Source organism: Arthrobacter sp. UYEF20 (assembly GCF_040546335.1).
Taxonomy (GTDB): domain Bacteria; phylum Actinomycetota; class Actinomycetes; order Actinomycetales; family Micrococcaceae; genus Arthrobacter.
The window spans coordinates 378,126-403,376 of sequence record NZ_JBEPNP010000001.1 but is presented as its reverse complement, the minus strand read 5'-3'; the positions used below and the strand labels follow the sequence as shown (position 1 = coordinate 403,376).

24 protein-coding genes are annotated in these 25,251 nt (G+C 67.3%); 4 read left to right on the top strand and 20 right to left on the bottom strand.

Annotated features, from left to right (window positions below; genetic code table 11):
• Positions 1–65 precede the first annotated feature (65 nt).
• The 8 genes from pcaC to ABIB26_RS01900 form a co-directional block, all read right to left on the bottom strand.
• On the bottom strand, positions 66–533 hold the full coding sequence (gene pcaC / locus ABIB26_RS01935; protein WP_354239057.1) for a 4-carboxymuconolactone decarboxylase: 468 nt from the start codon (positions 531–533) through the stop codon (positions 66–68).
• Positions 530–1,348 carry an alpha/beta fold hydrolase gene (locus tag ABIB26_RS01930; RefSeq protein ID WP_354239056.1) on the bottom strand — a complete coding sequence of 273 codons (819 nt, stop codon included), beginning with the start codon at positions 1,346–1,348 and terminating at the stop codon, positions 530–532. The genes pcaC and ABIB26_RS01930 overlap by 4 nt, the downstream gene beginning before the upstream one ends.
• Positions 1,341–2,903, bottom strand: a complete 1,563-nt coding sequence (locus tag ABIB26_RS01925; RefSeq protein WP_354239054.1) for a lyase family protein — start codon at positions 2,901–2,903, stop codon at positions 1,341–1,343. Before ABIB26_RS01925 ends, ABIB26_RS01930 begins: the two co-directional genes overlap by 8 nt.
• On the bottom strand, positions 2,900–3,514 hold the full coding sequence (gene pcaG, locus ABIB26_RS01920) for a protocatechuate 3,4-dioxygenase subunit alpha (protein ID WP_354239052.1): 615 nt from the start codon (positions 3,512–3,514) through the stop codon (positions 2,900–2,902). Before pcaG ends, ABIB26_RS01925 begins: the two co-directional genes overlap by 4 nt.
• A complete protein-coding gene (pcaH, locus tag ABIB26_RS01915; protein WP_502913600.1) occupies positions 3,507–4,403 on the bottom strand; it encodes a protocatechuate 3,4-dioxygenase subunit beta in 897 nt (298 codons plus the stop codon). The genes pcaG and pcaH overlap by 8 nt, the downstream gene beginning before the upstream one ends.
• Before the next feature lie 42 nt (positions 4,404–4,445).
• The gene (locus ABIB26_RS01910) at positions 4,446–6,392 is read right to left on the bottom strand and encodes a bifunctional sugar phosphate isomerase/epimerase/4-hydroxyphenylpyruvate dioxygenase family protein (protein ID WP_354239050.1); all 1,947 of its coding nucleotides are present in this window, start codon (positions 6,390–6,392) and stop codon (positions 4,446–4,448) included.
• Entirely contained in the window at positions 6,392–7,273 is an 882-nt protein-coding gene (locus ABIB26_RS01905) for a shikimate dehydrogenase (RefSeq protein ID WP_354239048.1), read from the bottom strand. The genes ABIB26_RS01910 and ABIB26_RS01905 overlap by 1 nt, the downstream gene beginning before the upstream one ends.
• A 155-nt stretch (positions 7,274–7,428) precedes the next feature.
• Positions 7,429–8,277 carry an IclR family transcriptional regulator gene (locus ABIB26_RS01900; protein WP_354239046.1) on the bottom strand — a complete coding sequence of 283 codons (849 nt, stop codon included), beginning with the start codon at positions 8,275–8,277 and terminating at the stop codon, positions 7,429–7,431.
• Between the two features lie 225 nt (positions 8,278–8,502).
• Between ABIB26_RS01900 and ABIB26_RS01895 the strand changes: the two genes are divergently transcribed.
• Positions 8,503–9,822 carry an MFS transporter gene (locus ABIB26_RS01895; protein WP_354239044.1) on the top strand — a complete coding sequence of 440 codons (1,320 nt, stop codon included), beginning with the start codon at positions 8,503–8,505 and terminating at the stop codon, positions 9,820–9,822.
• A gap of 159 nt (positions 9,823–9,981) precedes the next feature.
• On the opposite strand, the gene ABIB26_RS01890 is transcribed toward ABIB26_RS01895, so the two are convergent.
• Complete coding sequence (locus tag ABIB26_RS01890) at positions 9,982–11,139, bottom strand: ATP-dependent DNA ligase (RefSeq protein WP_354239042.1); 1,158 nt, start codon at positions 11,137–11,139, stop codon at positions 9,982–9,984.
• A gap of 205 nt (positions 11,140–11,344) precedes the next feature.
• Between ABIB26_RS01890 and ABIB26_RS01885 the strand changes: the two genes are divergently transcribed.
• A complete protein-coding gene (locus tag ABIB26_RS01885; RefSeq protein WP_354239040.1) occupies positions 11,345–11,581 on the top strand; it encodes a hypothetical protein in 237 nt (78 codons plus the stop codon).
• Positions 11,582–11,586: 5 nt separating this feature from the next.
• Here ABIB26_RS01885 and ABIB26_RS01880 read toward each other — a convergent pair whose 3' ends face one another.
• The 6 genes from ABIB26_RS01880 to ABIB26_RS01855 all read right to left on the bottom strand — a co-directional run bounded on the left by ABIB26_RS01880 (position 11,587) and on the right by ABIB26_RS01855 (position 15,255).
• On the bottom strand, positions 11,587–11,874 hold the full coding sequence (locus ABIB26_RS01880; protein WP_354239038.1) for a MoaD/ThiS family protein: 288 nt from the start codon (positions 11,872–11,874) through the stop codon (positions 11,587–11,589).
• A gap of 6 nt (positions 11,875–11,880) precedes the next feature.
• Positions 11,881–13,026: a WD40/YVTN/BNR-like repeat-containing protein gene (locus tag ABIB26_RS01875; RefSeq protein ID WP_354239036.1), complete on the bottom strand. Its 1,146-nt coding sequence runs from the start codon at positions 13,024–13,026 to the stop codon at positions 11,881–11,883.
• 110 nt (positions 13,027–13,136) lie between these two features.
• Positions 13,137–13,337 (bottom strand): hypothetical protein, encoded by a 201-nt coding sequence (locus ABIB26_RS01870; protein ID WP_354239034.1) that lies wholly within the window; start codon positions 13,335–13,337, stop codon positions 13,137–13,139.
• Positions 13,338–13,425: 88 nt separating this feature from the next.
• Entirely contained in the window at positions 13,426–13,755 is a 330-nt protein-coding gene (locus ABIB26_RS01865) for a TfoX/Sxy family protein (RefSeq protein ID WP_354239033.1), read from the bottom strand.
• Between the two features lie 50 nt (positions 13,756–13,805).
• Positions 13,806–14,162: a YegP family protein gene (locus tag ABIB26_RS01860; RefSeq protein WP_354239031.1), complete on the bottom strand. Its 357-nt coding sequence runs from the start codon at positions 14,160–14,162 to the stop codon at positions 13,806–13,808.
• A gap of 412 nt (positions 14,163–14,574) precedes the next feature.
• Positions 14,575–15,255: a Pr6Pr family membrane protein gene (locus ABIB26_RS01855; RefSeq protein WP_354239030.1), complete on the bottom strand. Its 681-nt coding sequence runs from the start codon at positions 15,253–15,255 to the stop codon at positions 14,575–14,577.
• Positions 15,256–15,519: 264 nt separating this feature from the next.
• Here ABIB26_RS01855 and ABIB26_RS01850 point away from each other — a divergent pair, with 264 nt between their 5' ends.
• A complete protein-coding gene (locus ABIB26_RS01850) occupies positions 15,520–15,711 on the top strand; it encodes a hypothetical protein (protein ID WP_354239028.1) in 192 nt (63 codons plus the stop codon).
• A gap of 621 nt (positions 15,712–16,332) precedes the next feature.
• Here the strand turns inward: ABIB26_RS01850 and ABIB26_RS01845 are convergent.
• The 5 genes from ABIB26_RS01845 to ABIB26_RS01825 form a co-directional block, all read right to left on the bottom strand.
• Positions 16,333–18,309, bottom strand: coding sequence for an APC family permease (locus tag ABIB26_RS01845; RefSeq protein WP_354239026.1), 1,977 nt, complete (start codon positions 18,307–18,309; stop codon positions 16,333–16,335).
• Positions 18,310–18,469: 160 nt separating this feature from the next.
• Positions 18,470–19,153: a response regulator gene (locus ABIB26_RS01840; RefSeq protein ID WP_354239024.1), complete on the bottom strand. Its 684-nt coding sequence runs from the start codon at positions 19,151–19,153 to the stop codon at positions 18,470–18,472.
• On the bottom strand, positions 19,150–21,723 hold the full coding sequence (locus ABIB26_RS01835; RefSeq protein ID WP_354239023.1) for a DUF4118 domain-containing protein: 2,574 nt from the start codon (positions 21,721–21,723) through the stop codon (positions 19,150–19,152). Before ABIB26_RS01835 ends, ABIB26_RS01840 begins: the two co-directional genes overlap by 4 nt.
• Positions 21,724–21,801: 78 nt before the next feature.
• On the bottom strand, positions 21,802–23,421 hold the full coding sequence (locus tag ABIB26_RS01830) for an ABC transporter permease (protein ID WP_354239021.1): 1,620 nt from the start codon (positions 23,419–23,421) through the stop codon (positions 21,802–21,804).
• A complete protein-coding gene (locus ABIB26_RS01825) occupies positions 23,421–24,335 on the bottom strand; it encodes an ABC transporter ATP-binding protein (RefSeq protein WP_354239019.1) in 915 nt (304 codons plus the stop codon). Before ABIB26_RS01825 ends, ABIB26_RS01830 begins: the two co-directional genes overlap by 1 nt.
• A gap of 362 nt (positions 24,336–24,697) precedes the next feature.
• On the opposite strand from ABIB26_RS01825, the gene ABIB26_RS01820 reads away from it, so the two are divergent.
• Positions 24,698–25,195, top strand: coding sequence for a hypothetical protein (locus ABIB26_RS01820; RefSeq protein WP_354239017.1), 498 nt, complete (start codon positions 24,698–24,700; stop codon positions 25,193–25,195).
• Positions 25,196–25,251: the final 56 nt, after the last annotated feature.

The following is a 25,251-nucleotide window of genomic DNA, read 5'->3' as shown; positions in this document are numbered from 1 at the left end:
TGTCTTGGCCCAACTAGCTCGCAGTTAATGTCGTTCTGAGGGCCCAAAACGACAACTACTGCGACCTAGTTGGGTGGAGTGGCGGTTGCGTCGAGCGCTGGGTTGTCCATTGCATGGAAGACCTGCTGGGCGGTCTTGAAGGCGGTATTGGCGGAAGGGACCCCGCAGTAGATGGCGGTCTGCAGCAGGATTTCCTTGATCTCGTCCCTGCTCAGGCCGTTGGTGAGGGCGGCGCGGATGTGCATGGCCAGTTCTTCCCAGTGCCCGTGGGCCACCATCGCGGTGATGGTGACAGCGGAGCGCATCTGCCGGGTCAGGCCGGGCCGGGTCCAGATGCCGCCCCAGGCGATCCGGGTGATCATGTCCTGGAAGTCCTCGGTGAAGGCGTCCTTCTTGGCGTTGGCGCGGTCCACGTGCGCGGCGCCGAGCACCTCCCGGCGGACGGCCATGCCGCCGTCGTAGATCTCCTGGCTGGTGGCGTGGGGCTGGACTGCGCCGTTTCGCTCGGGGCCGTTGAGCTGGGGGCCGGTCATTTGCCGGCTCCGCGGGTTTCGGTCCAGGCGATGAGGCTCCGCAGCAGTTCGGCAACGTGGGCGGGTGCCTCGAACGGAGCCAGGTGTGCCACGCCCTCGAGTGTCACGGCACTCGCGGTGCCGCCGCCTGCGGTGATGCCTTCTGCGATCTCCTCGGCGAACGCCGGCGTGGCGACGGTGTCCTCCGCGCCGGCGACGGCCTGGGTGGGGACGCTGATGCTGCCGAGGTGGTTCCGGACGTCGAAGCCGGCGAGGGCTTCGCAGCAGAAGGCGTAGCTGAAGCGGTCGGCGTCGCGCAGGGCGTGCAAAAGGCGGCTGCTGAGCTCCGGTTCGCGGTCCATGAAGCCGGGGCCGAACCAGCGCTGCGCCGAGCCCTGGATCATCACCGGGGTGCCCTCGGTGCGCACCGTTTCGGCGCGTTCCAGCCAGCCCTCCGGGGTGCCGATCTTCGCCCCGGAACACTGCACGGACAGGCTCTTGAGCCGTTCGCCGTGCTTGATCCCCAGCTGCAGCCCGGTGGCGCCGCCGAGGGAGACGCCGGCGTAGTGGAAGCGCGCACCCGGCGCGATCGAATCGACCAGTTCGACGACGGCGTCGGCCAGTTCCGCGACGCTGAAGGTTTCCGTCGCGGCGGGCGAGATGCCGTGGCCGGGCAGGTCCCACGCGACGACGTCGACGTCCTCCCCGAGCAGGGCGCCGGCCTGGGCCCAGAGCAGGGTGGACGTTCCCAGGGAGGGTCCCAGCACGAGGAGGGGCTTGTCTCCCAGCGGGCGCTGGGGCGAAAGCAGGACTGCTTTGACGGTTGGTCTAGCCACGGGAGGCTCCGTTCAGGTCGGGGGTCGGTGATGCGTCGGGGGCGCCGGCGCCGGTAGCGTTGGCGCCGGTGGCGTTGGCGCCGGAATTGGTGTACTCCGGGTAGGCCGCGAGGATGCGGCGGGAAATTTCGGCGGCCTGGCCGAGGTAGTTGGCCGGATCCAGCAGTTCCTGAAACCGGGCGTCGGAGAGTTTGCCGGCCGGGACCGCGGCGCGGAGGAGGCGGCGGTAGGTGCCCGCCCGTTCCGAAGCCGGTGCCCGGAGCGCCTGGTCCACGAAGGACTGCAATTGCTGCTTGCCGGTCCGCCCGGATTCGTCCGCCCCGAGCAGCGGAGCGACGGCAGCGGACACGGCTTCGGACAGCAGCAGCGGTCCGGAGAGGTCGAGGTTGCGGCGCATGGCGTCGGGGAAGACCTGGAGGCCTCCGGTGAGTTCGCGGAGCTGCCCGGCGGCACCGAGGGCGAGCCGGAGCAGCCGGCGGAGCGCCGGCCATTCGCTGTGCCAGGCGCCGTCGGGGCGTTCGTCGTTGAAGTTGGCGGCGGCGAGGTGCAGCTGGGCGGCCTGCTCGGGTGCCTGCAGGGCGGCACTGCGGATCAGCACGGACAGCACGGGGTTTTGTTTCTGCGGCATGGCCGAGGAGCCTCCCCGGCCGGCGGCGCGCGGCTCGGCAAGCTCGGCGACTTCCGGGCGGCCCAGGAAGAGCACATCGGCAGCGATCTTGCCGGCGGCGTCGGTCACCGCGGCCAGGGCATCGCCCAGCGCAGTGACGGCGAGCCGGTTGGTGTGCCACGGCGCGGAGACGGGCGCGAGGCCCAGTCCGGCGGCCAGACGGTCGGCCAGGTCAAAGGGCGTGACTGCGGTGCCGGCGGTCAGCACGGTGCCCGCGGCCAGGGTTCCGGCCGCTCCCCCGGCCTGTACCGGCAGTTCAAGGGCCCCCAGCCGGCGCGCCGCGGCGGCCAGTCCGGCGAACCATTGCGCTGCCTTGAGCCCGAAGGTGTACGGCAGCGAATGCTGGGTCAGGCTGCGGCCCACGCACAGGGTGTCCGCGTGCTGTTCGGCGAGGGCGGACAGCGCCGCCGTCGCTGCCGTGAGCTCGGTGAAGAGCCCGCGGAGGGCGTCCCGGGCCAGCAGCATGAGGGCTGAGTCGAGCACGTCCTGGCTGGTCAGCGAGGCGTGAACTGCACTGAGTGCACCAATACCGTCGGCGCCGATTCCGGTCGTGTCCAGGGCCTTGACCTGCACCCGGAGATCCGCCAGCAGCGGGATCACCGGGTTGCCGCCGCCCTGGGCGCGCACGGCGATGTCCGCGACGTCGTATCGGCTCACGTCGGCTGCTGCTGCCACCACGGCGGCGGAACCCGCCGGGGCGAGGGACGCCCCTTCCAGGACCTGGGCCCAGGCGGCCTCGACCTGCAGGATGGCGGCCAGGACGGCCCGGTCCCCGGTCAGCGCCGCCACAAAGGGCGACGCCGACACGGGACTCAGCAGGCCAAAGTCACCGTGCAGGCCAAAATCGCCGTGCAGGCCGGCGCCGCCGTCGGATTCGAAGGAGGTCACTTCGAGGCGCCCCGTGTTTTCGAGGCGGCCTCTGTTTTCGGGGCGCCCGGTTCTGTTCCATGGAAGTCTAGGAACACGGTCTCGCCCTCGCCCTGGAGCCGGAGGTCCCAGGTCAGCCCGCCGTCGGCGTCCCGGCGTGCGATCAGCGTCCGGCGGCGTTCCGGCTCGAGGGAGGACAGCAGCGCGTCCGCGGCCAGGGCCTCCTCGTTGTCCGGCAGGTAGATCCGGGTGAAGAGCCGGTTCATCAGGCCGCGGGCGAAGACCGCGACGGCGATGAACGGCGCCGCGCCTTCTTCTGTGGGGCCCGGGTTCACCGTGGTGAAGGTGAAGGCCCCCGTGTTGCCCACCGCGCTGCGGCCGAAGCCGGTGAAGGTGTAGCCGTCCCGCACCAGCGAACCCGTGTGCTGCGGGACATTGCCGTCGGCGTCGGCCTGCCAGATTTCCAGGATCGCGTCCGGGATCGGGTGGCCGGCGCCGTCGTAGACAGTGCCCTGCAGCCGGATGGAGCCCGGGGAGCCGGGAGCCAGCAGCTCGCGGTCCTTCGGGTAGGGCAGCGCGTAGCCGTAGAACGGTCCCACGGTCTGTCCGGGGGTGGGGGTGAGCTTATTCATGGTCGTCTCCTTCTGCTCCCAGGGCCTCGTTCTCGGTCCAGGTCCGCTTGGACCCGGTCAGGACGATGTCCCAGTTGTACGCCAGTGCCCACTCGGGCTTGGTCTGTTCGTGGTTGTAGGTGGCCACGAGCCGGTCCCTCGCGTCCTGGTCCACAATCGACTGGTAGATCGGGTCCAGCGGGAAGAGCTGGTCGCCGGGGAAGTACATCTGGGTGACGATCCGCTGGGTGAATTCCTGGCCGAACAGGGAGAAGTGGATGTGCGCCGGGCGCCACGCGTTGAGGTGGTTCTTCCAGGGGTAGGCGCCGGGCTTGACGGTGGTGAAGCTGTAGGAGCCGTCGGCCCCGGTGATGCAGCGGCCGACGCCGGTGAAGTTCGGGTCCAGCGGTGCCGGGTGCTGGTCCCGCTTGTGGATGTAGCGGCCTGCGGAGTTGGCCTGCCAGATCTCCACGAGCTGCCCGGCCACGGGGCGGCCGTCGCCGTCGAGCACCCGGCCGGAGACGACGATGCGTTCGCCCAGCGGTTCCCCGCTGTGCGCGATGGTGAGGTCCGATTCCAGCGCGTGCACGTCCATGTGCCCGAACGCCGGGGAGTACAGCTCGATGGTTTCCGGATCCGCGTGGTGCAGGTCCTTGGTCGGGTGGCGCAGGACGCTGCTGCGGTACGGGGCATAGTCCCGCCGGGGCTGGACCTCGGCCGGGGCGCCGTTCTTGAGCGCCCGGGCGTAGGCCTCGCCGATGGCCTTCATCTCGGCGCTGAGGTCCGCCTGCGACTCCGCGGCGGCATCCAGCGCTGCATACGTCGTCGGTGCGGCCTCCGCGGCTTCGTCGGACACGTCCTCGGTGAGCGGATCGGCGTTGTAGATCTCGACGTTGATTTCTTCAGGCACAGCGGCCTCCTTTCGTTGGGTGTTGGTGTTGGTCGGTTTGGCTCAGGGGGTGGGCTTCAGCTGGTGCAGGTGGTCGTACTGGACGGCGTGACGCACCGGGGCGTTCGGTGCCCCGTAGCCGTCGTAGGCGCCGCGGCGTTCCACCATTTCAAAGAACACGCTGCCCACGGTGGCGGTATAGAAGTGCAGGAATTCGCCGTCGGCATCGCGGTCGTAGAGCAGGTTGAGCTCCCGGAGGGTGGCCAGGAAAGCCGGCTCCAGATCGAACCGCGCTTCAAGATCCTCGTAGTAGTTTTCCGGGATCCGCAGGAAGTCCAGGCCGCGGGCCTGGGCGGCGCGGGCCGTCGCCACGAGGTCATCCACCGCGAAGGCAATGTGTTCCTGGTAGCTCCGGCGCTGGCCGGGGCCGGCCGCCGCGCCTTCCTGCTGGAGCAGCGGGGCCAGGTTCAGCACCAGGCGGACGCCGCGGTCCCGGGTCAGCATCACCTGGGAGCGGACCAGCCCGGTGGGGCTGGCGACTTCGGCGTACGGCTGCGGTTCCAGCGCGAGGGCGCTCGTGTAGAAGAGCACGGCTTCGTCGAAGTGCTGCCACGGCTGGGCGAGGTTGACGTGGTCGATCACGGCGCCCGGAGCCCCGGCCCGGCCCGCGGCGGGGAGTTCCAGTCCCTCGCCGAATTCCCGAGTCCACGCGGCGGTACCATCGGGGCTGCCCTGGCAGAGGAAGATCTCGGTGGAGTCCGGGGCCGCGAATCCCTGGAAGATCTCCTCGTCGGCCTGGCTCTTGCGCGGCACGGCCGGGGCCTTGAGCTGCTGGGCGCGGGCGGCGGCAATCACCGGGGAATCGACGTCGAACCCCACAGCGGAAATGGCAGGGGCTGTGGCCGTCCCGGAACTCTCGGCACCCGCCGACTCTTCGTTGATGATGACGCGGGCGTGACCCATGGTCCACAATTGCACGTTCTTGGTCCGGTGCCGGCCGTTGAACGCGAAGCCGAGCTGGCCCAGCAGGGTCTCCAGCGCGGCGGTGTCCGCAGCCCGGACCTCGGCGAAGTTGAATCCGGCGGGTTCGGCCACCTGCGGGAGCGTGGCCAGTTCCATCGGGTACCGGCGGCGGGTACCCGGGGCGGGGCCGGCGGACCGGCCGTCCGGGCCGGCGGCAGTTGGGTTCGCGTCGAGCCACTTGGCGCTTTGTTCCTCCAGCCAGATCAGCGAACGCATGGCATCCACGGCGGTGCGTTCGACGTCGGACTGGCGGAAGACGTCGTTGAAGACCTCCAAGGAGACCGGACCGGAGTAGCCGGCCCGGACCACGTGGCCCAGGAATTTGGCGAGGTCGAACTGCCCCTCGCCCGGGAACACGCGGTAGTGCCGGCTCCAGGACAGCACGTCCAGGGACAGCTTCGGCGCATCGGCGACCTGCACGAAGAAGATCTTGTCCGGATTGAAGGACTCGATCGGTGCGGTGTCCCAGTCGCGGGACAGGATGTGGAAGGAATCCAGGCAGGTGCCCAGATTGGGGTGGTCCACCGTTTGCACCAGCCGGTGGGCATGCTCGTAGTCATTGACGTACCTGCCCCAGGCCAGTGCCTCGTAGGCCACCTTGACGCCGTGGTCTGCGGCGAGCCCGGCCAGCCGGGACAGCTGGGCGGCGCGGAGGTCGTCGTCGTCGATGCTCGCGGTGCCCACGTTGGAGCAGACCAGGACGGTGTCCATGCCGAGGCGGGACATCAGCCGGAACTTGGCCTCCGCGCGGCGCAGGTTGGCGGCGAGCAGCTCCTCCGGGACGCTGTCGAAGTCGCGGAACGGCTGGTAGAGATCCAGGCTCAGACCCAGGTCCGCCGCCATCTTCCGGACGTCCTCCGGGCTCAGCGGGGACGTGACCAGGTCCTGCTCGAAGATCTCGATCCCGTCGAAGCCGGCGACGGCGCAGGCCTGCAATTTCTCCCGCAGCGTGCCGGAGAGGCAGACCGTGGCGATTCCGGTGCGCATCAGGCGGCCACCTCTTCCGCGGCGACGAGCTCCAGGAAGTGGGCCCGCATGCGCTCCGCATCCGGCTCGAGGCCGGTGAAGATCCGGAAGGCGTCGGCGGCCTGGCCCACGGCCATCCGTCCGCCGTCGAGCACCTCGCAGCCCTTCGCCCGGGCCTCGCGGACCAGTTCGGTCTCGATCGGGCGGTAGACGATGTCCGCGACCCAGTGCCGGGACTCCACGTGGGACATGTCCAGCGGAACGCCCGGGTGGGCGGCCATGCCCATCGGGGTGCAGTGCACCAGGCCGTCGGCCTGCGGCATCAGCCGCGGCAGCGCCGCCGTCGTCCGGGCCGTGACTTTCTGGTCCGGAAAGAACCCGGCGAGTTCGGCGGCGCGCGCCGCGCAGCGCCCGGCGTCGGTGTCCACGAGCTCGAGTTCGCGGACCCCGGCGGTGAGCAGGGCGTAGGCGACGGCGGACCCGGCTCCGCCCGCGCCCAGCTGCACCACGCGGCCCAGTTTTGCGCCGGGCAGGCCCGAGGCCAGGGCCGCGGCGAAACCGGAGAAGTCGGTGTTGTGGCCGACGAAACGGCCGTCCCGGATGGTCACCGTGTTGACCGCGCCGAGGCGCCGGGCGTCGGGAGTGACCTCATCCAGGTACTCCAGGACCAGCTGCTTGCACGGGTGGGTGATGTTCAGCCCGTTGAAGCCGAGCCGCTGGGCGCCGGTCAGGAGCTCGCCCACGGCCGCGCCGGGGAGCCCCAGCTCCAGGAGGTCGATGGGGCGGTAAAGGTACCGGAGGCCCTGGTGGTCGCCTTCGCGTTCGTGCATATAGGGAGTGAGCGACGGCATCACGCCATCGCCTATCAGGCCCACGAGGAAGGACTCTGCTCGACTGCTCATCCGGATAGCTCCTTTGACAACGGCACTCGGCGGGCGGAGACGCACTGGGCGGCGGCCGCGGGCCGGGTGATGGGGATTACATTACCGCAATTGTTCACATACTGCACTGTTGTTCTACTGACGAACAAGTTGTTTTTGAGTCATAGCCGGGCTTCTTACTGGGGCAGCCGGGCGGACAGCTCCGCCGCCGCCGCCTGCAGCAGCGGCACAAGAGCCACGAGGGCCTCCATGCCCATCCGGAAGACCGGTACGGCGGTGGCCAGGGATGCAAAGGCCTGGCCCTGCGAGTTGAAGACCGGGACCGCGACGGCCCGCATGCCCAGCTCGTTCTCCTCGTCCATGGTGGCGTAGCCGCGGCGCCGGACCAGCTCGATCTCTGCCCGGAAGGCTTCGCGGTCCGTGATCGAAAACTCGGTCAGCGGCTCCAGCTCCAGGCCTTCCACGAGCTCGGCGCGGGCGGCGTCATCGGCAAAGGCCACCAGCGCCTTGCCCACCGAGGTGGTGTGCAGGGCGCCGAGGTGGCCGGGATCGCTGGTGACCCGGAAGGTCTGCGGCCCGTCCACTTTGTTGACGGTGAGATGGTGGACCCCGTCGCGCACGGACAGGATGGTGGCCTCCCCCGTCTCCTCCGTGACGCGGCGCAGGATGGGCAGCGCCGTGCCGGCAAAGCCGTGGTGGTTGGAAACGCGCTGTCCGAGCTGAAAGACGCGCAGGCCCAGGTGGTAGCGGCGGCCGTCCGGTTCGTAGTCCACAAAACCGTCCCTGGTCAGGGAGCCCAGCAGGCGGTAGGTGGTGCTGAACGGCAGATCTGCCCGGCGGGACAGCTCGGCAGCGCTGGCCCCGCGGGGCTCGTCACCCAGCAGGACCAGCAGGCCCAGGGCTTTGCCCACCATGTCCGTCCGGGCATCTTCTTTCGGAGCCTTGGGTGCCTTGGCACCGTTGCCGGCGGGGGCCTGGGGGGCAGCGTCAGCCTCGGCTGCTTCTGTGTCTTGGTTCACACTCATGGCTCAATGCTCTCACATAGTGAGAGCTATTTCTAGATGGTGATCATTTTGCTTGACAAGTGACCCCGCTCACGGCCATGATTGCTACATCGCACAAGTAGCTCCCACAATGTGGCTACTAGTCCGGGTCTTTCCACGAACCTCCGGCTGCCGCACACTTAAAGCCAGCGGCGGCCGAGACCTTCCTGATCCATCCGCGACAATGTCGTCACACAAAGGAACACCATGAGCCAGACACTCCCGTCCACGACGCCGGGCACCGACGCACCGGCCGGGACGCCGAAGAAGGCGGCCCTCGCCAGCTTCCTGGGCAGCGCCGTCGAGTACTACGACTTCTTCATCTTCGGATCCGCCGCCGCACTGATCTTCCCCACGGTCTTCTTCCCCGACGCCGGCACGAACGCGGCGATCATGTCCTTCGCGACCTTCGGCTTCGCCTACGTCGCCCGGCCGGTCGGCGCCGTCATCCTGGGCCACTTCGGTGACCGGGTGGGCCGCCGCAAGGTCCTGATGTTCACGCTGCTGCTCATGGGCGCCTCCACCTTCCTGATCGGCTGCCTGCCGGACTTCAACACCGTCGGCTGGTGGGCTCCGGCCCTGCTGGTGCTGGCGCGTCTCTGCCAGGGCCTCTCCGCCGCCGGCGAGCAGGCCGGCGCCTCCTCCATGACGCTGGAGCATGCCCCGGATAACCGCCGCTCCTTCTTCACCTCCTGGACGCTCACCGGCACCCAGGGCGGCCAGATCCTCGCGGCCCTCGTCTTCATTCCGGTGCTGGCCCTGCCGGACGAGATCAAATACGGCATCGGCTGGCGCATCCCGTTCTGGCTCAGCGCCGTCGTTGTGCTGGTTGCGTTCTTCATCCGCCGGACGCTGCACGAGCCGCCGGCCTTCGAGGCAGCCCAAAAGTCCGCGCAGATCTCCAAGCTCCCCGTCGCCGACCTCCTCAAGGACCACTGGCGCGATGTCCTCCGCGTGGTCGCCTGCGCCTTCATCGCCGCAGTCTCCACCGTGTTCGGCACATTGGCCATCAGCTACGCCAAGAACGTCGCCGGTGTGGACGGCACCACCACGCTGTGGCTCGTCGTCGGCGCCAACCTGGTCGCCCTGGGCACCCAGCCGCTGTTCGGCAAGCTGGCGGACCGGATCGGCCGCAAGCCGGTGTTCATCTACGGCGCCCTGTCCAGCGCGGTCCTGACCCCGGTGTTCCTGCTGAGCCTGGAGTCCGGCAGCGTCCCGCTGATGTTCCTCGCCGCGATCGGCTTCTTCTCCTTCGGCTACGCGGCCTCCAACGCCGTCTGGCCGTCCTTCTACGCCGAAATGTTCAGCACCAGGGTCCGCTTCTCCGGCCTAGCGATCGGCACCCAGCTCGGCTTCCTGATGGCCGGCTTTGCCCCCGCGATCGTGGCAGCCATGGGCGGCATCAAGCCCGGCGGCTGGGTGCAGATCAGCATCTTCACCGCGGTCATCTGCGTCATCTCCGCCGTCTCGGCACTGACCGCCAAAGAAACGTTCAAGGTCCCCACCAGGGAACTCGGCCTCAAGTAGCCCGGCCGCGGCGCTCCTGCCCAGTTACTCCGGGCCGCACCACCGAAAGCCCGGCGTGTTCACTGGACACGCCGGGCTTTTCCGTGTCCGGGGCCAGGCCTCGCCGGAAGCGACTGGGCAGGAGCGTCAGGAGCCGCCCGTCGGGGCCGGGCTGGAGCTTCAGGTGGTCTGCAGAACGGCGGCGAGATCGTACTTGACCGGCTCCTCGAGCTGTTCATAGGTGCAGGAGCGCGGTTCCCGGTCCGGGCGCCAGCGCACGAACTGCGCCGTGTGGCGGAACCGCTGGCCTTCCATGTGGTCGTATTTCACTTCCACGACGCGTTCGGGGCGGAGCGGTGTGAAGGACAGGTCCTTGCCCCCGCTCCACCGGCTGCCCTCCGCATTCCGCGGCGTCCGGGCGCCCTCCTCCTGCCGGGCCGGGGTCCACGGGTGGTCCTCGACGCCGGTGACGAGGGGCTGGAGCTCCTCGAAGAGTTCCTTGCGGCGCTGCATCGGGAAGGCGCCCACCACACCCACATTGGCGAGGACGCCGTCGTCGTCGTAAAGTCCCAGCAGCAACGAACCGATCCGGTCCGGCCCGGACGTGTGCACCCGGTATCCGGCGAGGACGCAGTCCGCGGTGCGTTCATGCTTGATCTTGACCATGGCGCGTTTGTCCGGCTGGTACGTGCCGTCCAGGGCTTTGGCCACGATCCCGTCCAGGCCGGCCCCCTCAAACTGGCTGAACCACTGCCCGGCGGTCTCCCGATCCCGGGTCGCGGGCGTCAGATGGACGGGCGCGGCACTCCCGGCCAGCGCCCGTTCCAGCGCGCCGCGCCGCTCGGAAAAGGGCCGCGCGGTGAAGTCCTCCTCAGCCAGCGCCAGCAGATCAAACGCGACAAAGCTCGCCGGAGTCTGTTCGGCGAGCAGCCGGACCCGGCTCGCGGCCGGGTGGATGCGCTGCTGGAGCGCATCGAAGTCGAGCCGGTCCCCGGAAGCGACCACCAGGATGATTTCGCCGTCGACCACACAGCGTGGTGGCAGGTTCGCCTTGAGCGCCTCAACCAGTTCGGGGAAGTAGCGGGTCAGGGGTTTGCCGTTGCGGCTGCCGATCTCCACCTCCTCGCCGTCGCGGAAGATGATGGACCGGAAACCGTCCCACTTCGGCTCAAAGCTCCACCCCGGCCCGGAGCCCCCGGAGCCCGAGTCCCCGGTTCCCCCGGTTTTTCCGGCTTTTCCGGCTTTTCCGGCTTCCGCAGTTTTCCCGGGTTCGCCGGGCAGGGCACTCGCGGCCTTCGCCAGCATCGGCGCGATCGGGGGCATCAGGGGCAGTCGCATAGGCCCCATTCTTACCCGGCGGTCCGCTCGCCGCCAGCCCCCGCCGGCAGGTATTCCTCTACACAGGCCCTGAGGACAGCTTTGCCGGGCGGGCACCCAGAGCTTACCCACCGCTTACCGGGCCGAAACGCCGCCGCAACATAGGCGCGTCACACTGGAAGTGCCGGCAAGAGCAGGCACCAGCTCCAGTCCAGGAGGCCCCGCCATGTTGAAGGAAGCCAAAGCCCATGTGACCCGCGTCCGCGCCGTGGATCAGCTGCACCGCGGCGACGAGATCGAGGCCCGCCTGCGGATCGGCCCGAACTACGACGACGTCGTGATCCGCCGCGGCAGCGTGCAGGAAACCGCGCCAGGAATCGGCGTCGTCTGGATCATGGACCGGCAGTCCGGTACACGCAAGGCCATCAACACGGACGAGTGCAGCCTCTGGCGGGTCGCCTGAGACCGCTAGCCTCCCGCGACCGACTGGATGATCAGCAGTTCCTGCCCTGGGGAGACCTCGGTGGCCAGGCCCTGCAGCCGGCGGATCTCATTCCCGTTGACGTAGATATTCACGTAGCGCCGGACCGCCCCGGTTTCATCCCGCAAACGCCTGGAAAGCGCCGGGTAGCCCCCGGTCACCGAGTCCAGCACCGCCGCAACAGTCACCGCCGCGCCGGCGGGCGCAGTCAGGACGGACTGCCCGCCGGCGAGCGGCTGGAGCACGCTGGGAAGCAGGACGCTGATCTCAGTCATGGACGCTCAGGCGTTCACGGCGACGCCGGGCGCGGCAACGGGTACGGGTGCGGAGGACACGGCCGCGGCCCGCACGCACAGCACGTCCGGCAGGTGGGAGGCCACTTCGGTGAAGTGTTCGCCCTCGTCGGCGCTGGCGTAGACGCTCCCGCCGCGTGTCCCGAAGTACACGCCGGCCGGCTCCGCCGCATCGACGCACGCGGCGTCCCGGAGGACGGCGTTGAACTCAGCCCGCGGAAGGCCGGAGTCGAGCCGTTTCCAGCTCGCGCCGGCGTCGTCGGTCCGGTGGACGGCAAGTTTGCCTTCCGGCGGGATCCTTTCACCGTCAGCTTTCAGCGGGATCACCCAGGCGGTGCCTGCCCGGCGCGGATGGGTGAGCATCACGAAGCCGAAGTCCGCCGGCAGCCCTTCCGCGATCGACTGCCAGTGCTCGGCGTCGTCGTCGCTGCGGTAGACGCCGTGGTGGTTCTGCGCGTAGAGGCGGCCGTCGACGGCGGCGTCGGCGGCAATCTTGTGAACGCACTGGCCGAATTCCGGGTTGGGATCGGGCATGAAGTACGCCGAAATCCCCTTGTTCCGGGGCTCCCAGGACGTGCCGCCGTCGAGCGAGCGGTAGACCCCGCCGGTGCTCATGGCAACATGGACCCTCTCTCCCGTGGGGTCCACGACGATCGAGTGCGCCGCGGCGCCGCCGTAGCCGGCACCCCATTCCGTGCGGTGCGGGTGGTCCCAGAGTCCCCGGTTCAGTTCGAAGTGTTCGCCGCCGTCGGTGGACTTCCAGACGGAGATCGGCTCGCAGCCGGCCCAGACGACGCCGGGGCGGGACTCGGCATCCGGGTGGATCTGCCAGACGCGTTCGAGGGCGGCATCGGTGTCTTCGGGGAAACGGATGGCGCCCTGCTCCGGCTCGCTCCAGGTCCCGCCCAGGTCATCGGAGTGAAAAACGGTGGGACCCCAGTGTTCCGACCTGACGCCGACCAGGATCCGGGTCCGGCCCTCACGCGTGTCGATGGCGATGCTGGGCACCTCGCTCATCAGGAAATGCGGACCGGACAGGGACCAGTCCTTGCGGTCGGGACTGGTCGCGAGCCAGAGCCCTTTTTTCGTGCCGATCGCCAGGACATAACTCTCTTCGGTAGCCATGCCCCCCATGCAACCACTCCGGCCGGGCGGCCGCAATGGTTATTTCCAGTCAACGGACGACGCCGGCGTGTTGCCGCCCGCCGTTCCCCGGCCTGTTGCCGGATTGTTGCCGCCGGAAATCAGTCCACGAATTCGGACTGGGTTTCGATGAAGTCCCAGTCGGCGGCGGTGAGAACGACCGCCGCTTTGTCGGAGTGGGGGCCGCCGGCCTCCGCGATGCCCTTCAATACCGGCAAGGGCATTTCGGCGGCGCGCAGGTTTTCCCGCAGCCACTCCTTGCTCGCCAGATCCAGATCCAGCCACCACATGAAGATTTCCACCGCGGTCACCCTTTCCCTATTTCTTCAACCGTAGGCCCCGTAGCGAAGGTGTTCAAGAGCCACCCAACCACGCCGGGCACGCCGCGGGTCAATGGTGCGCAGACCTCACGAAGTCCAGGGCCTCACGGGCCAGGGCCAGCCACTCCTCATCGTCGGCCGTGACGGTGAGCCACTCCTTCTTCGCACGGCCCTTTCCGGCGTCGAACGGAGTGCCGGCTCCGGTCGCGATCAGCGTGTCGACCCGATCATGGGGCAGCTTCACAACAAGCCTGCCTCCGGCGATCATCGCAAAAATCGAGCCGTCGACCTTCAGCGCGGACGAACCGAACCGGCGCCGTCCCGGTTCACCCGGCACGCTGACGCCCGGGCTGGCCCTGAATTCGTCGACCAGTGCGTTGAACCGCTCCTCAGGCAGCATGGGAACATCCTCCCGCCAATCTATTTCCACGGCCCCTATGCGCGCGGTGTTCAGGCAGCCTTGTTTGGTCTGGCGGCGGAACCGCGCCGGCGAGCTGCGGGCGGGCATGTTGCGGGCGGGCGGGTTCCCGCCGTGGGCTGCGGCCGGTCGGAGACATGGCTAACTGTGGGCGCCGGCGCGGTGTCGAGGGCAGGAGGCCATGTTGATGATCCGCTGGCGGGGACTTCGGGGCAGAGATCGGTGATGAGGCCCAGCCCGGCATACTCGCGCACCGCGCTGATGCCGGAGACAGCGGCCGACTTGTCCGAAAACGGCCTGGAGATGGCCACCACGGTTCCGTCGGGGGCTTTCAGCCTGAATCTGAAATACATCTTCTCGTCGGTGAAAAGTTCAAATTGACCGGTCATTGTTATCCTCCTGAACGCGGGTACCAGGCCGCGTTCGACATTCTCTCGTCGGGTCCTGGATGCGGCACTGCATCCAGGTTTTGCCGATTTGCAAAGGACCATTTCTTCATTTGATATATGAAGCGCGTCATTTGATACGTGAAGCGCGCCACACGGCGCCCTCACCAACATACGCGGAAAGACCGTCTGCTGGCGAGTCCATCAACGGTCGCCGGGAGCGGATTCGGCCCGCTTGGCCGTTCGATTCGGGCTTTTGCACGGTCATCAACGGGAATCCCCGAAGTGCACCGCCGCCCGCCAGCCGTGCGGGACATCGGCTCGCCAGGAACGCCACCCGGTCCGTTCGGGTCACGTCCTGAGAGACAGAAGAGACCCGGCGGAAACAGCCGGGTCTCTTCTGACTGACCGGTGCTCAGCTGATGGTGGTGGGGTCTGATTGAAGGGGTGCCTCGGTGGCGCCGGAGGTGACTCCCGCAGGTGTCGGGGCGATGTGAAGTCGCGTGGAGAACGCGGCGATGAGGGCGAAGAGGAAGGCTGCTGCCGCGATGGCCAGCGCCATGGCGGCGACGGTTCCGTAGCCGCTGACCCGGGGGTCCAGGAACGGGTAGGGGTACCAGTCGGCGATGGGACCGCGGATCAGGCTGTAGATCAGGTAAAGCAGGGGGAACGCGAGCCAGATCAGCGAGGTGCGGACAGGGACCCTGGTTTTGGGCAGGTCAACAAGCCAGTCGATCACCATGATCGTCGGGATGGTGTAGTGCAGCACGACGTTGATCCAGGGGATTGGAGTGTTGACGTCGATGTCGCTCAGCAGAACGTTGTAAACGATCCCGGTGATGGTCATGTAGATGGTCGCAGCTCCGCGCAGGAGTTCAAGCCAGCGTGGGCTTTCGCCTTTCCAGGCGTACCGGCCGGCGATCGCCAGGGCGATGACGGCGATGACGTTTGATTCGATGGTGAAGTAGCTGAAGAAGTTCCCCGCGGAGGCGCCGGGAACGTTCTGGAGCAGGTGTGTCAGCTGGAAAAGTATGGCCATAAATCCGAGCAGGGCAAACCAGAACCTGAAGATCGCGAGCCCTCGATTGGGTGTCATATAGGGATCCTATGGGGCCGGGAACGTCGGGGTCGTGAGGTTGGCAGTGTCGGCGCCGGGTCAACGTGCAGGGGTGCCGACTTTTTAGCCGCCAAACGAAGTTGACGGTCACAGGGCGGACAGATTCGAAGGTGTCTTATGAACGGCCGTTTATGCCTTAGTCCTAATGGGGTGCCGTGCGAAGAGCCTGCGGGCCTCAACTCATCCACAGACGCAACTCTGAGGTACGGACTGTTGATCTGACTGACTGACATACTGTCTGCCATGGCTATCGGACTGAAACTAGATATCGAGTTCGCTGGACCTGACGGGCAACGTGCCACGTTCGGGGATCTCAAGCGCTTTGTGGCCCGCGCAGAAGCTGGCGGTAGCGCAGACGACGACGAGCTGAACATCGAAATGAACGAGAACGACGAGATCATAGGCTTCTCGCTGTACCTGGATCCAAACTCCTGAAACTAACCAGCTGACGCTGCAATGACGACGGTACTGAACGATTCCCAAAAAGTTGGACTGGAGCGTCCTTGTTGGGGCCGCGCTGCCTTTCGTCCTCACGGAAACGGGGACTACATTCCAGCTCGGGGGATCCGGGAGGCAACCTCAACAGCTTCCTCATAGCTGAATGGCGCGCTCTGCCGGAAGGCAGCGTCAGCGTCGACACGGAGCACGCCGGAGGCCAGCACTCGCACGTGAACAAGCTCGTCGTACGATGCGCTGCAGCCCAGGACATCTCCGCGAACTTGGGATCCGTGAGAAACCGTGTCAGGAGCTATCTGGAAAATAAACCACCAGGTGTCACCGGCCTCGTCCCTGAAGAGGTAGCCTGCCGGCGGGCAATATGCAGCGCCCTCCACTCCGCGGCCACCGTAACCCTCCACCGCGCCTGGCGGCGCAGCAAACCTGACCCCGCCCTCTGCATCTCCTTGATGCCAGCTCATCCGCAAGCTCCGCCTCTACTTGGTTGAACGAATGAGGGGAACCACAAGCCAGATCGCCAAGGCGGTCGTTCCCCCGGAAAACAGGACAGCGCCCCTGAAGCTGCCCAGGTCAAGGGTGATCGAACGTGGTGCTCCATGGTCAGCCGACGTGGACCCAGGGGCGTTTGGTGACGTCGGGTTCGGCTTCGCGCAGCACTTCCCGGGTGACGGGGGCGATCTCGCCTTCGCCGAGGAACAGGAACTTAAGGAGGTTGATGACCGGGTTCCCTTCAGTCCAGCGGAAGTAGATGTGCGGCATCAGACCGGTCACGTCACGGATATGGAAGAGCACGGAGGCAATGGTGTTCGGGACGACAGGGCCGTGTACTTCCAGGATCTGGTACCCGTGGCGGTTCACGCCGCGCACCTCAAGCTCGGTCTCAAAATCGGAGGAGTCGTCCACGATGACTTCCAGGAACAACGCCTGGTAATCCACGGGCAGGTGGCTGACCTCGATCGCGGAGGTGAGCTTCTCCCGGTACGCGTCGGCGCTGAGCCGAAGCGGCTCGTGGGCGATGATCGCGATGGGTCCATCGAGGGTGGAGGACATGAACTCCAGCGCCTGCCGGTCCAGGTGGACGTGGGTGGCGTGCAATTCAAAGGAGCGGCGTACACGGGAGAGCAGGGAGATCACGATGATGCCCAGGATGAAGACTGCGGCGATCCTGATGCCTTCGGGGCGCTCAAAGATGTTGGCGATGGTGGTGTAGGTGAACACCACGGCGATCACCCCGAATCCGACGGTCCGTTTGCGCTGCTTCCGGCGGCGGGCCGAGAGGGTGACAGCAACGGCTGCCGAGGTCATCAGCACCAGGACACCGGTGGCGTACGCGCCGCCCTGTGCATCCACATCAGCCTCGAAAAGGTAGGTGATAAGGAAACCGACCAGGGTAAACACAAGGACCAGGGGGCGGACGGCTTTGGCCCAGCCTGGGGCCATTCCGTAGCGGGGCAGGTATCGCGGGACGAGGTTCAGCAGTCCTGCCATCGCCGAGGCACCGGCGAACCACAGGATGGCGATGGTGCTGATGTCGTAGACGGTTCCGAAGCCGACGCCGAGGTATTCGTGGGCCAGAAAGGCCAGGGCACGGCCGTTGGCCTGGCCGCCGGGCTGGAATTCCTGTTCCGGGATGAGGACGACGGTGGTGAAGCTGGAGGTGATCAGGAAGCTGCTCATGATCACGGCGGCAGTGGTCAGCAGCCGCCGTGTTCCCTGAATGCGGCCGACTGGGTTGTCCTCGGTGTCGTCAGCGTTGCCGCGGATCTGGGGCATCACGGCCACCCCGGTCTCGAAGCCGGACAGTCCAAGTGCAAGTTTGGGGAAGACGAGCAGCGCGAAACCGACCGCCATGAGCGGGTTGCCGTGCGAGGTGGACAGGGCCTGCCACCAGTCGCCGACGGCGAGGGGGTGGGTGAACACCTGGAACAGCGAGGTGACCACGACGACCACGTTCAGGGTCAGATACAGGGCGACCAGGGTCACGGCAACGCCGATGGCTTCCTTGAACCCGCGCAGGAACACGGCTGCCAGCAGGGCCAGCAGGAACAGCGTGACCGGGACGTTCTGTCCCTCCAGCGACCCGGAGACCAGCGGGTTCTGGATGACGTGCGCTGTGGCGTCCGCGGCTGAGAGGGTCATGGTGATCATGAAGTCAGTTGCCGCGAACCCGAGCAGGACGAGTACGAGCAGCTTGCCGCCCCATTTCGGCAGCAGGCGTTCGAGCATGGCGATGGAGCCCTCGCCGCGGTGGCTTTCACCGGCCACACGCCGGTAGACCGGCAGGGCGCCGAGGAGGGTCACGATGACCAGCACCAGGGTGGCCAGCGGGGAAATCGCGCCGGCCGCGAGGGCTGCGATGGCGGGCTGGTAACCCAGGGTGGAGAAGTAATCGACACCGGTCAGGCACATCACCTGCCACCACGAATGCTTCTTCAGGTGTGCGTCGCTCACCGCGCCGGGGCCCTGGTGGGTGCCCTTGCTGTCCTGGAGCCCGAACAGCAGCCAGTTTTTCAGGGCTGCTTTACCGGCCGGCTTGGGGGCCGAGGGGTCAGCCGGCGGCCTGCTCAACGTGGTCATGGGTTCCTTTCCGCGCGGCACAGCGCACCGCGGTCACAGCCGAAACTAACACCGGCGAAAAGCCGTGAACCGTGAAAGGCGTTTTTCTTGACGAATCATTTACGCCCGCGCACCGGAATGACCCGTCCGACCCCTTTGCCGGAGTGCGGTCCGGCGTGGGCTAAGGCTCGAAGCGGTACCCCATTCCGGCTTCAGTGAGCAGGTGCCGGGGCCGGGCCGGGTCGGCTTCGAGTTTGCGGCGCAGCTGTCCCATGTAGACGCGCAGGTAATGGGTTTCGCCGTCGTAACCCGGGCCCCAGATCTTGGCCAGCATTTGTTGCTGGGTGATGAGCCGTCCCGGGTTGCGGACCAGCAGTTGCAGGATTGCCCATTCCCGCGGGGTGAGCCGCACGGGGGCGCCGTCGCGGGTCACTTTACGGTTTGCGAGGTCCACTTCGAAGTCCCCGACGTCGATAGTCAGGGCTTGTTCGCCTCCGTCGGACGTGCCAAGGCGGCGTTCGGCGACGCGCAACCGCGCCAGGAGCTCGTCCAGTCCAAAGGGTTTGGTGACATAGTCATCGGCCCCAGCGTCGAGGGCCCGGACTTTGTCCACGGACCCGTGCCGGGCTGAGAGGACGATGATGGGCGTGCTGCTGGTGCGGCGGATCTTGGTGATGACGTCCACGCCATTGATGTCCGGCAGTCCCAGATCCAGAACGATGAGATCGGGATGGTTGCTCGCGGCGTGCTGGAGGGCCGTCGTCCCGTCCAGGGCTGTCAGCACCTGGTACCCCTCAGCGTGCAGGTTTACCTGCAACGCGCGCAGGAGCTGGGGCTCATCATCCACGACAAGTACGGTTCTCATGGCGCGCTACGGTCCGCATCACGCGTTTCAGGGCGCGTGAGCTGAGGGCCGGCGGAAAGAGGGAGCCGAATCATGATCGTCAGCCCACCTCCTGGCGTCGGTTCTGCCGTCAACTGCCCGCCCATCGCTTCGGTGAAGCCTTTCGCGACGGCCAGCCCCAGTCCTATGCCGAGGCCTTCCGGCGCGTCATCGAGCCGTTGGAACGGCTGAAACATGGCGATCACGTCCGCCGCGGGCACGCCATGGCCGTGGTCCACGATCCGGAGTTCTCCGCAGGGGCGTCCGTTGATGGTGGCGACCGCTGATCCGCTGGAGGGTCCGACGATGACGATGTCCGAGCCGGGAGCGTATTTCAGGGCGTTCTCGACGATGTTGGCGATAACGCGTTCCAGCATGCCCAGGTCGGCATCGATGGCCGGCATGTTGGGGGCCAGATCGATCCGGATAACTGCTCCGGGTAGTCCCCGTAGCGCGTCTTCGATGGCATCGCGCCAGGTCACCGGAGATGTGAGCGGGGCGGTGGATCCACTGGATATTCGGGACATGTCCAAGAGATTGCCGATCAAGGAGTCGAGGCGGTCAGCGTAGGAGTCGATGGTGTCGAGCATTTCATCCTGTATCTCGTCGGGAAGCCGTCGCTTCCGGCGCTGCAGGGCGGTGACCGCAAGCTTGATTCCGGCCAGCGGCGTCCGAAGGTCATGGCTGACGGCACGCAGAATGGATGTCCGGATGCTGTTGCCCTCAGCCAGTTTCGTGGTGTTCTTGAGCCTGAGCTGGAGTGCATGACGCTGCCGGAGTAAGAGCAGATGGGCCCCGTGCGCTGTTAGCAGCCGCCGGTCCCCGGCTGTGAGGGTTCTGCCGGAGACCACCAGAGCGGTCTGCGGATCTGCCATTTCATAAGCATCGGTGCCGGCTTCATCCGCCCCCGGGGCCGGAGGCGGCGCTTTTCCTGAGTGGGCCTGAAGTTCCCATCCGCCGCCGGTGTCTGCTCTGGTAAACAGTCCCGCGGAGCGGACCTGGAAGGTCTCACGGACCTTATCCAGAAATGCCGCAATGGTGTCGTCTGCGATCAGGGCGTCCCTGGCCAGATCCGCCAGGGTCGCCGCCTCCGCGCGGGCACGGGCAGCCTCCTGTGCCCGCTTGGCCGAGAGGCCCACGAGGAGGGACACCGCAATCGCGGCACCCAGGAACACGAGCAAGGCGAAGAGATTCTGCGGGTCATTGATGCTGAAGGTCCCCACGGGGTCTGTCTCGAAGTAGTTGAGCAGCAACGAGTCCAGAATCGCGGCGAGCACAGCGGGCCAGAGACCTCCGATGAACGCCACCGCCATTACTCCGGTCAGATGGACCAGCACATGGGTGGCGAAGTTCAGCTCCGGGGCAAGCGACAGTATCCCGGTGGCGAGGACGGGGATGAGTACCGCCAGGACAAAGCCCGCGGTTGTCCTGGCGCGGCCCAGTCCCCCGGAGGTGGCCCTGGGCAGTCCGCGACTGCCCAGGGGGTGGGAAACCATGTGAACGTCAATGTCGCCGGATCCCCGGACGACCTTGGACCCGACGCCGCTGCCCAGCAGCCGGCTGGTAAGTCGGCCCCGGGAGACTCCCACGACGATCTGGGTTGCGTTGACGTTACGGGCAAACTCCAGCAAAGTCTCTGCTGCGTCGCCGCCGGACACCGTGTGGTAGCTGCCGCCCAGATCGGTGACAAGCTGGCGCTGAGCCTCCAGAGCCAGCGGCGACTCCCCAGGCCGGATGTCAAAAAGGCGGACATGAACAGCCAAAAGATCCCCGCCATTGACCCTCGACAGAATCCTCGATGCTCTCCGGATGAGCACTTCGCCCTCAGGGCCTCCGGTGAGGCCGACGACCACGCGTTCCCGTGCCGGCCAGTTCGCTGTGATGCCCTGGCTGGCCCGGTATTTCGCCAGCCCTTCGTCGACTCTGTCTGCCAGCCAGATCAGGGCGACCTCCCGCAGTGCGAAGAGGTTGCCGAGCCGGAATTCATTTGCCAGGGCAGCGTCAACCCTGTCTCTGGGATAGATGTTTCCATCAGAGAGCCGCTGGCGCAGCAGTTCCGGAGAAATGTCCACGAGTTCGATCTGATCTGCCCGGCGCACGATCTCATCGGGCACCGTTTCCTTCTGGGGCACCTGGGTGATGGCGGACACGACGTCTTCCAAAGAGGCAAGGTGCTGGACGCTGACGGTGGAGAGCACATCAATGCCTGCGCCGAGGAGCTCCTCGATGTCCTGCCACCGCTGACGATTCCGGCTCCCGGGTGCGTTGGCGTGCGCATACTCATCAACGACGGCGACCTGGGGATGCCGGGCCAACACGGCATCGACGTCCATCTCCTGCACATCGAAGCCGTGGGGCTCCACGAGTCGCGGGGTAATTACCTCCAGCCCTGTCATGAGTTGCCGCGTTTCCAACCGGCCATGGTCCAAGGCAATGCCGACAGCAACATCCCGGCCGCTGCCCCGCAACTGGTGGGCCTCCTGCAGCATGCCAAAAGTCATGCCCACTCCCGGCGCCGCGCCCAGAAATATGCGAAGAGTTCCCCTTGTCATATCCACAGTCTGTCAGCTCACAACCCCGTCCAGCCCGCCGGGTTCCTCAGCGTACTTGCCGGCCTACTCCGGTTGCCGTCACGCCGTGAGCTCGCGTCTCCGCAGACAGAAGCTCGCCAGCGCGGCCAGGCCGACTGCGACAACGGACATCGCCAAGGCCCCGGCCGGGTCGAAGGGCTCAACGGGCATGGCAGAAGAGTGCCGGAACGGGCTCAGGTCCTGCAGCCACACCGGCAGGCCGAACAAGTCCCCGAATTCGCCCAGGATAAGCCCGACAGCCAGCATCCCCCAGCCCAGCGGAATGCTCAGCCGCGGGGCCGCCCCGAAAACAAGCGACGTCGCTGTCAGGAACACCAGAGCGGCAGGGACGTGTGCCAGTGCGGCCGGCACCAACATTCCGGCGGGGCCGTTGGCCGCCCCCGAGATGCCCAGGCCGATGGCGGCCGCGGCGCCGGCGGTTCCGGAGATCACGACCGCGGAGCCCGCGGCGATGAACAGGTTCGCGCCGAGCCAGCGCGCCCGGGACCTCGGTACGGCGAGAAGGAGTTCGGCCCGGCCCTCGACCTCCTCAGCGCGCAGCCGAAGCACCGCCTGAATGCCCGCGGCCGCGGCGAAAACACCGGCCATGCCGAGCAGGGCAGTGATGAACACGTCGATCAGCTCCGCCCGCCCACCCGGCACGAGCCGGGTGATGAGCTCCTTTAGCGACGCGACACCTGAGACCGTCTCCGTGACCAGAGGCCCCAGCAACCCGGCCACGGCTCCCAGGGTCGCGGCCCCGACGCACCATCCGGCCAGAGTGGAGCGCTGCAGCCGCCAAGCCAGGCCCACGAACGACGTGCCGAACGCTCCGGCGCGCTCCCGGCCCTCGCGCTGGGGCAGCAGGCTGGCCCCTAGGTCCCGCCGTTCCCGGATCAGCACGGCAGCCGTTGCTAGGATGAGCGCAGCTGCCAGAAGCGCCAGCAACGGGGCCGGGTCGGGGCTGGTGAACGGCCGGGACCGCTGGCCCCAGCCGATGGGTGACAGCAGCGACGGCCACGCATTGGTCACGTGCAGCAGGTCCGCCGCCGGCGTCCCCAAGGCATCGCCGGTACCCCGAATGAGATAGGCGGCCCCAACGAGGCCGGCAGCGGCACCGTTCGCGCTCCCGCCCGACGGCATGATCTGGGCAACGGCCGCCGCTGTGGCCACAAAGAACACACCGACAGCGCCGACGGCCGCCCCGGCCCCCACCGCCCCGGAAATGGGCAGCCCGGCCACGGTGAAACCTGCGGCAACGGACACGGCCAGGACCAGGTTCGCCGCCGCGCCCAGCAGAAGGGTCGCCCCGAGGGATGCTGCCCGCGGGAGCGGGACGGAGCCGAGGAGTTCGGCCCGTCCGAGCTCCTCATCGGCACGGGTATGCCGCACGACCAGGAAGGTGCTCATCAGCCCGGCCAGCACCGCCGTGAACGCGTAGCCCTGGAAGAACACGACGGCGCCGGTGCCGGTGCCGTCGGGCAGGCCGCGGACGAAGAGGAACGCCGGGTTCGACGCCGCCAGGGTGATGATCGCGGTCCGCGCCGTCTCGTCCCCGAAATGAGTAACGACTGCATTGGAGGTCGCGTAGCCGAGCAGGGCAATGCCCAGGATCCAGACGGGCAGCGTCACCCGGTCCCGCCCGGCCTGGAACAGTGCCAGGCGCAGCACGCCACGCATCACTTCACCTCACTGCCGCTGCCGTCGCTGTAGTGGCTCAGGAACAAGGACTCCAGGGAGGGCGGAGCCACCGTGAGACCGCTGAGCCCCGGCTCGGCGATGCCGGCCAGGACAGCGCCCAAGTCAGCGGGATCCGCGTCGAACTCGGCGGCTGCCCCGTCGATGCTGACCGCGTGTGCGCCCGGCAGCGCAGCCAGCCGTGCGGGCTCGGCCAGTCCGATGACCCGGAAATGCGTACGTTTCAGGTGCCGGAGTTCGGCCATCGTTCCCGTTTCGACGGCCGTTCCGGAACGGATAATAGTGACCCGGTCGCACAGCTGTTCGACTTCGCTGAGGATATGGCTGGAGAGCAGGACCGTCGCCCCATCCCGGCGGACGCGCTGGATCTGGCGGCGGAACACGGAATCCATCACCGGATCCAGTCCCGCGCTGGGTTCGTCCAGAAGATACAGGCGGGCCGGGCGGGCGAACGCGGCGATCAGGGCCGCCTTCTGCCGGTTGCCTTTGGAATAGGTCCGGGACTTCCGCCGCGGGTCGAATTCAAATTGCTCAATGAGGTCGCGGCGCAGGCCCTCGTCCGCACCGCCGCGCAGGCCGGTGAGCAGGTCAATGACTTCCCCGCCGCTGAGGTTCGGCCACAGACTCACATCTCCCGGGACATACGCCATGTCCCGGTGCGTCCTTGCCGGATCCGCCCACGGGTCGAATCCGAATACCCGGGCCATACCGGACGTGGGGCGGATGAGTCCCAGCAGGACCCGTAGGGTGGTGGACTTTCCCGCACCGTTGGGGCCAAGGAATCCGTGGACTTCACCGGCGGCGACTCTCAGCTCCAGGCCGTCCAGGGCCCGGGTCCTGCCGAAATCCTTCACCAGCCGGGTCGTCTCAATCACCGGATGTGATGCTGCGTTCATGGTCTGCCAGTTCCTCAGGTCGTCACGTGAACGCCCGAGGCGGTCGCCGGGGCGTTCCGCGGGCAATCACCCGCGGGCCGACCAGGCTTCCCGGCTCTCCGATCCACAGCATACAAGCGCCCGCACCCGCGAGGAAGAGCCGCGTCCCCGGGTGGCATGCGTGCACAGCGAGCCACGCATTCTGTCACCCGGACATCGTCTCGGGTCAAGATCCGAGGGCGTAAAGAATTCGTTAAGACCAGCCTTCACTCCCTGATATGCCGGATGTCCGGTGTTAGGCTCGCGTGCGCTCCTACCGGGCGGACCCGGGCACGTTTCGGAAAGACCGACCTTGGGAGAAGACAAAATGGAAGGAAAATCTGATGCCGGCAACTGACAGGGCCGACCCGCGCCGCGGCCTCGCCGGGGCACTTCGGTCCCGCACCGCCCTGCTGCTGGCCTTCGCATTTGCGGTGATGGCCGACCCCGTCTCCTCCGTCGCCTACGCCATCGAAGCGGCCCTCCGTGCCCTGAACGGTGACCTCGCGCTGCTGATCCCCACGATGATCCTCGTCGTCGCGATCATCGCCCTAGTGATCCTGAACTACCGGCAGCTGGTCATCCGCTACCCGCAAGGCGGCGGTGCCTCCGCAGCCACCGGCGAGGCGTTCGGCGACCGCTGGTCCTTCATTCCCATCGGCGCACTTGTGGTCGATTTCGTCCTCACCATCGCCATCAGCGTCTCCGCTGGAGCGTCCGCGGCCATCGCGTACTTCCCGGCCTGGCGCCGTGGCGGCTGCCGCTCGCGCTCGGGCTGGTCGTCCTCGTCGGGGCAATCACGTGGTTCGGGCACCTGGGACGGCTGGTCTTCGCCGCGATGACCGTTGCGTTCATCCTCGTCGCCGCCGTCGTCCTGCTCTACGGCCTGGGCGCCACC

Bases quoted from the DNA above. Each gene is read 5' to 3' on its own strand.
- pcaC (WP_354239057.1), bottom strand. From the start codon at position 533: ATGACCGGCCCCCAGCTCAACGGCCCCGAGCGAAACGGCGCAGTCCAG.
- pcaG (WP_354239052.1), bottom strand. From the start codon at position 3,514: ATGAATAAGCTCACCCCCACCCCCGGACAGACCGTGGGACCGTTCTAC.
- ABIB26_RS01910 (WP_354239050.1), bottom strand. From the start codon at position 6,392: ATGCGCACCGGAATCGCCACGGTCTGCCTCTCCGGCACGCTGCGGGAG.
- ABIB26_RS01905 (WP_354239048.1), bottom strand. From the start codon at position 7,273: ATGAGCAGTCGAGCAGAGTCCTTCCTCGTGGGCCTGATAGGCGATGGC.
- ABIB26_RS01900 (WP_354239046.1), bottom strand. From the start codon at position 8,277: ATGAGTGTGAACCAAGACACAGAAGCAGCCGAGGCTGACGCTGCCCCC.
- ABIB26_RS01895 (WP_354239044.1), top strand. From the start codon at position 8,503: ATGAGCCAGACACTCCCGTCCACGACGCCGGGCACCGACGCACCGGCC.
- ABIB26_RS01890 (WP_354239042.1), bottom strand. From the start codon at position 11,139: ATGCGACTGCCCCTGATGCCCCCGATCGCGCCGATGCTGGCGAAGGCC.
- ABIB26_RS01885 (WP_354239040.1), top strand. From the start codon at position 11,345: ATGTTGAAGGAAGCCAAAGCCCATGTGACCCGCGTCCGCGCCGTGGAT.
- ABIB26_RS01880 (WP_354239038.1), bottom strand. From the start codon at position 11,874: ATGACTGAGATCAGCGTCCTGCTTCCCAGCGTGCTCCAGCCGCTCGCC.
- ABIB26_RS01875 (WP_354239036.1), bottom strand. From the start codon at position 13,026: ATGGGGGGCATGGCTACCGAAGAGAGTTATGTCCTGGCGATCGGCACG.
- ABIB26_RS01865 (WP_354239033.1), bottom strand. From the start codon at position 13,755: ATGCTGCCTGAGGAGCGGTTCAACGCACTGGTCGACGAATTCAGGGCC.
- ABIB26_RS01860 (WP_354239031.1), bottom strand. From the start codon at position 14,162: ATGACCGGTCAATTTGAACTTTTCACCGACGAGAAGATGTATTTCAGA.
- ABIB26_RS01855 (WP_354239030.1), bottom strand. From the start codon at position 15,255: ATGACACCCAATCGAGGGCTCGCGATCTTCAGGTTCTGGTTTGCCCTG.
- ABIB26_RS01850 (WP_354239028.1), top strand. From the start codon at position 15,520: ATGGCTATCGGACTGAAACTAGATATCGAGTTCGCTGGACCTGACGGG.
- ABIB26_RS01845 (WP_354239026.1), bottom strand. From the start codon at position 18,309: ATGACCACGTTGAGCAGGCCGCCGGCTGACCCCTCGGCCCCCAAGCCG.
- ABIB26_RS01840 (WP_354239024.1), bottom strand. From the start codon at position 19,153: ATGAGAACCGTACTTGTCGTGGATGATGAGCCCCAGCTCCTGCGCGCG.
- ABIB26_RS01835 (WP_354239023.1), bottom strand. From the start codon at position 21,723: ATGACAAGGGGAACTCTTCGCATATTTCTGGGCGCGGCGCCGGGAGTG.
- ABIB26_RS01830 (WP_354239021.1), bottom strand. From the start codon at position 23,421: ATGCGTGGCGTGCTGCGCCTGGCACTGTTCCAGGCCGGGCGGGACCGG.
- ABIB26_RS01825 (WP_354239019.1), bottom strand. From the start codon at position 24,335: ATGAACGCAGCATCACATCCGGTGATTGAGACGACCCGGCTGGTGAAG.
- ABIB26_RS01820 (WP_354239017.1), top strand. From the start codon at position 24,698: ATGCCGGCAACTGACAGGGCCGACCCGCGCCGCGGCCTCGCCGGGGCA.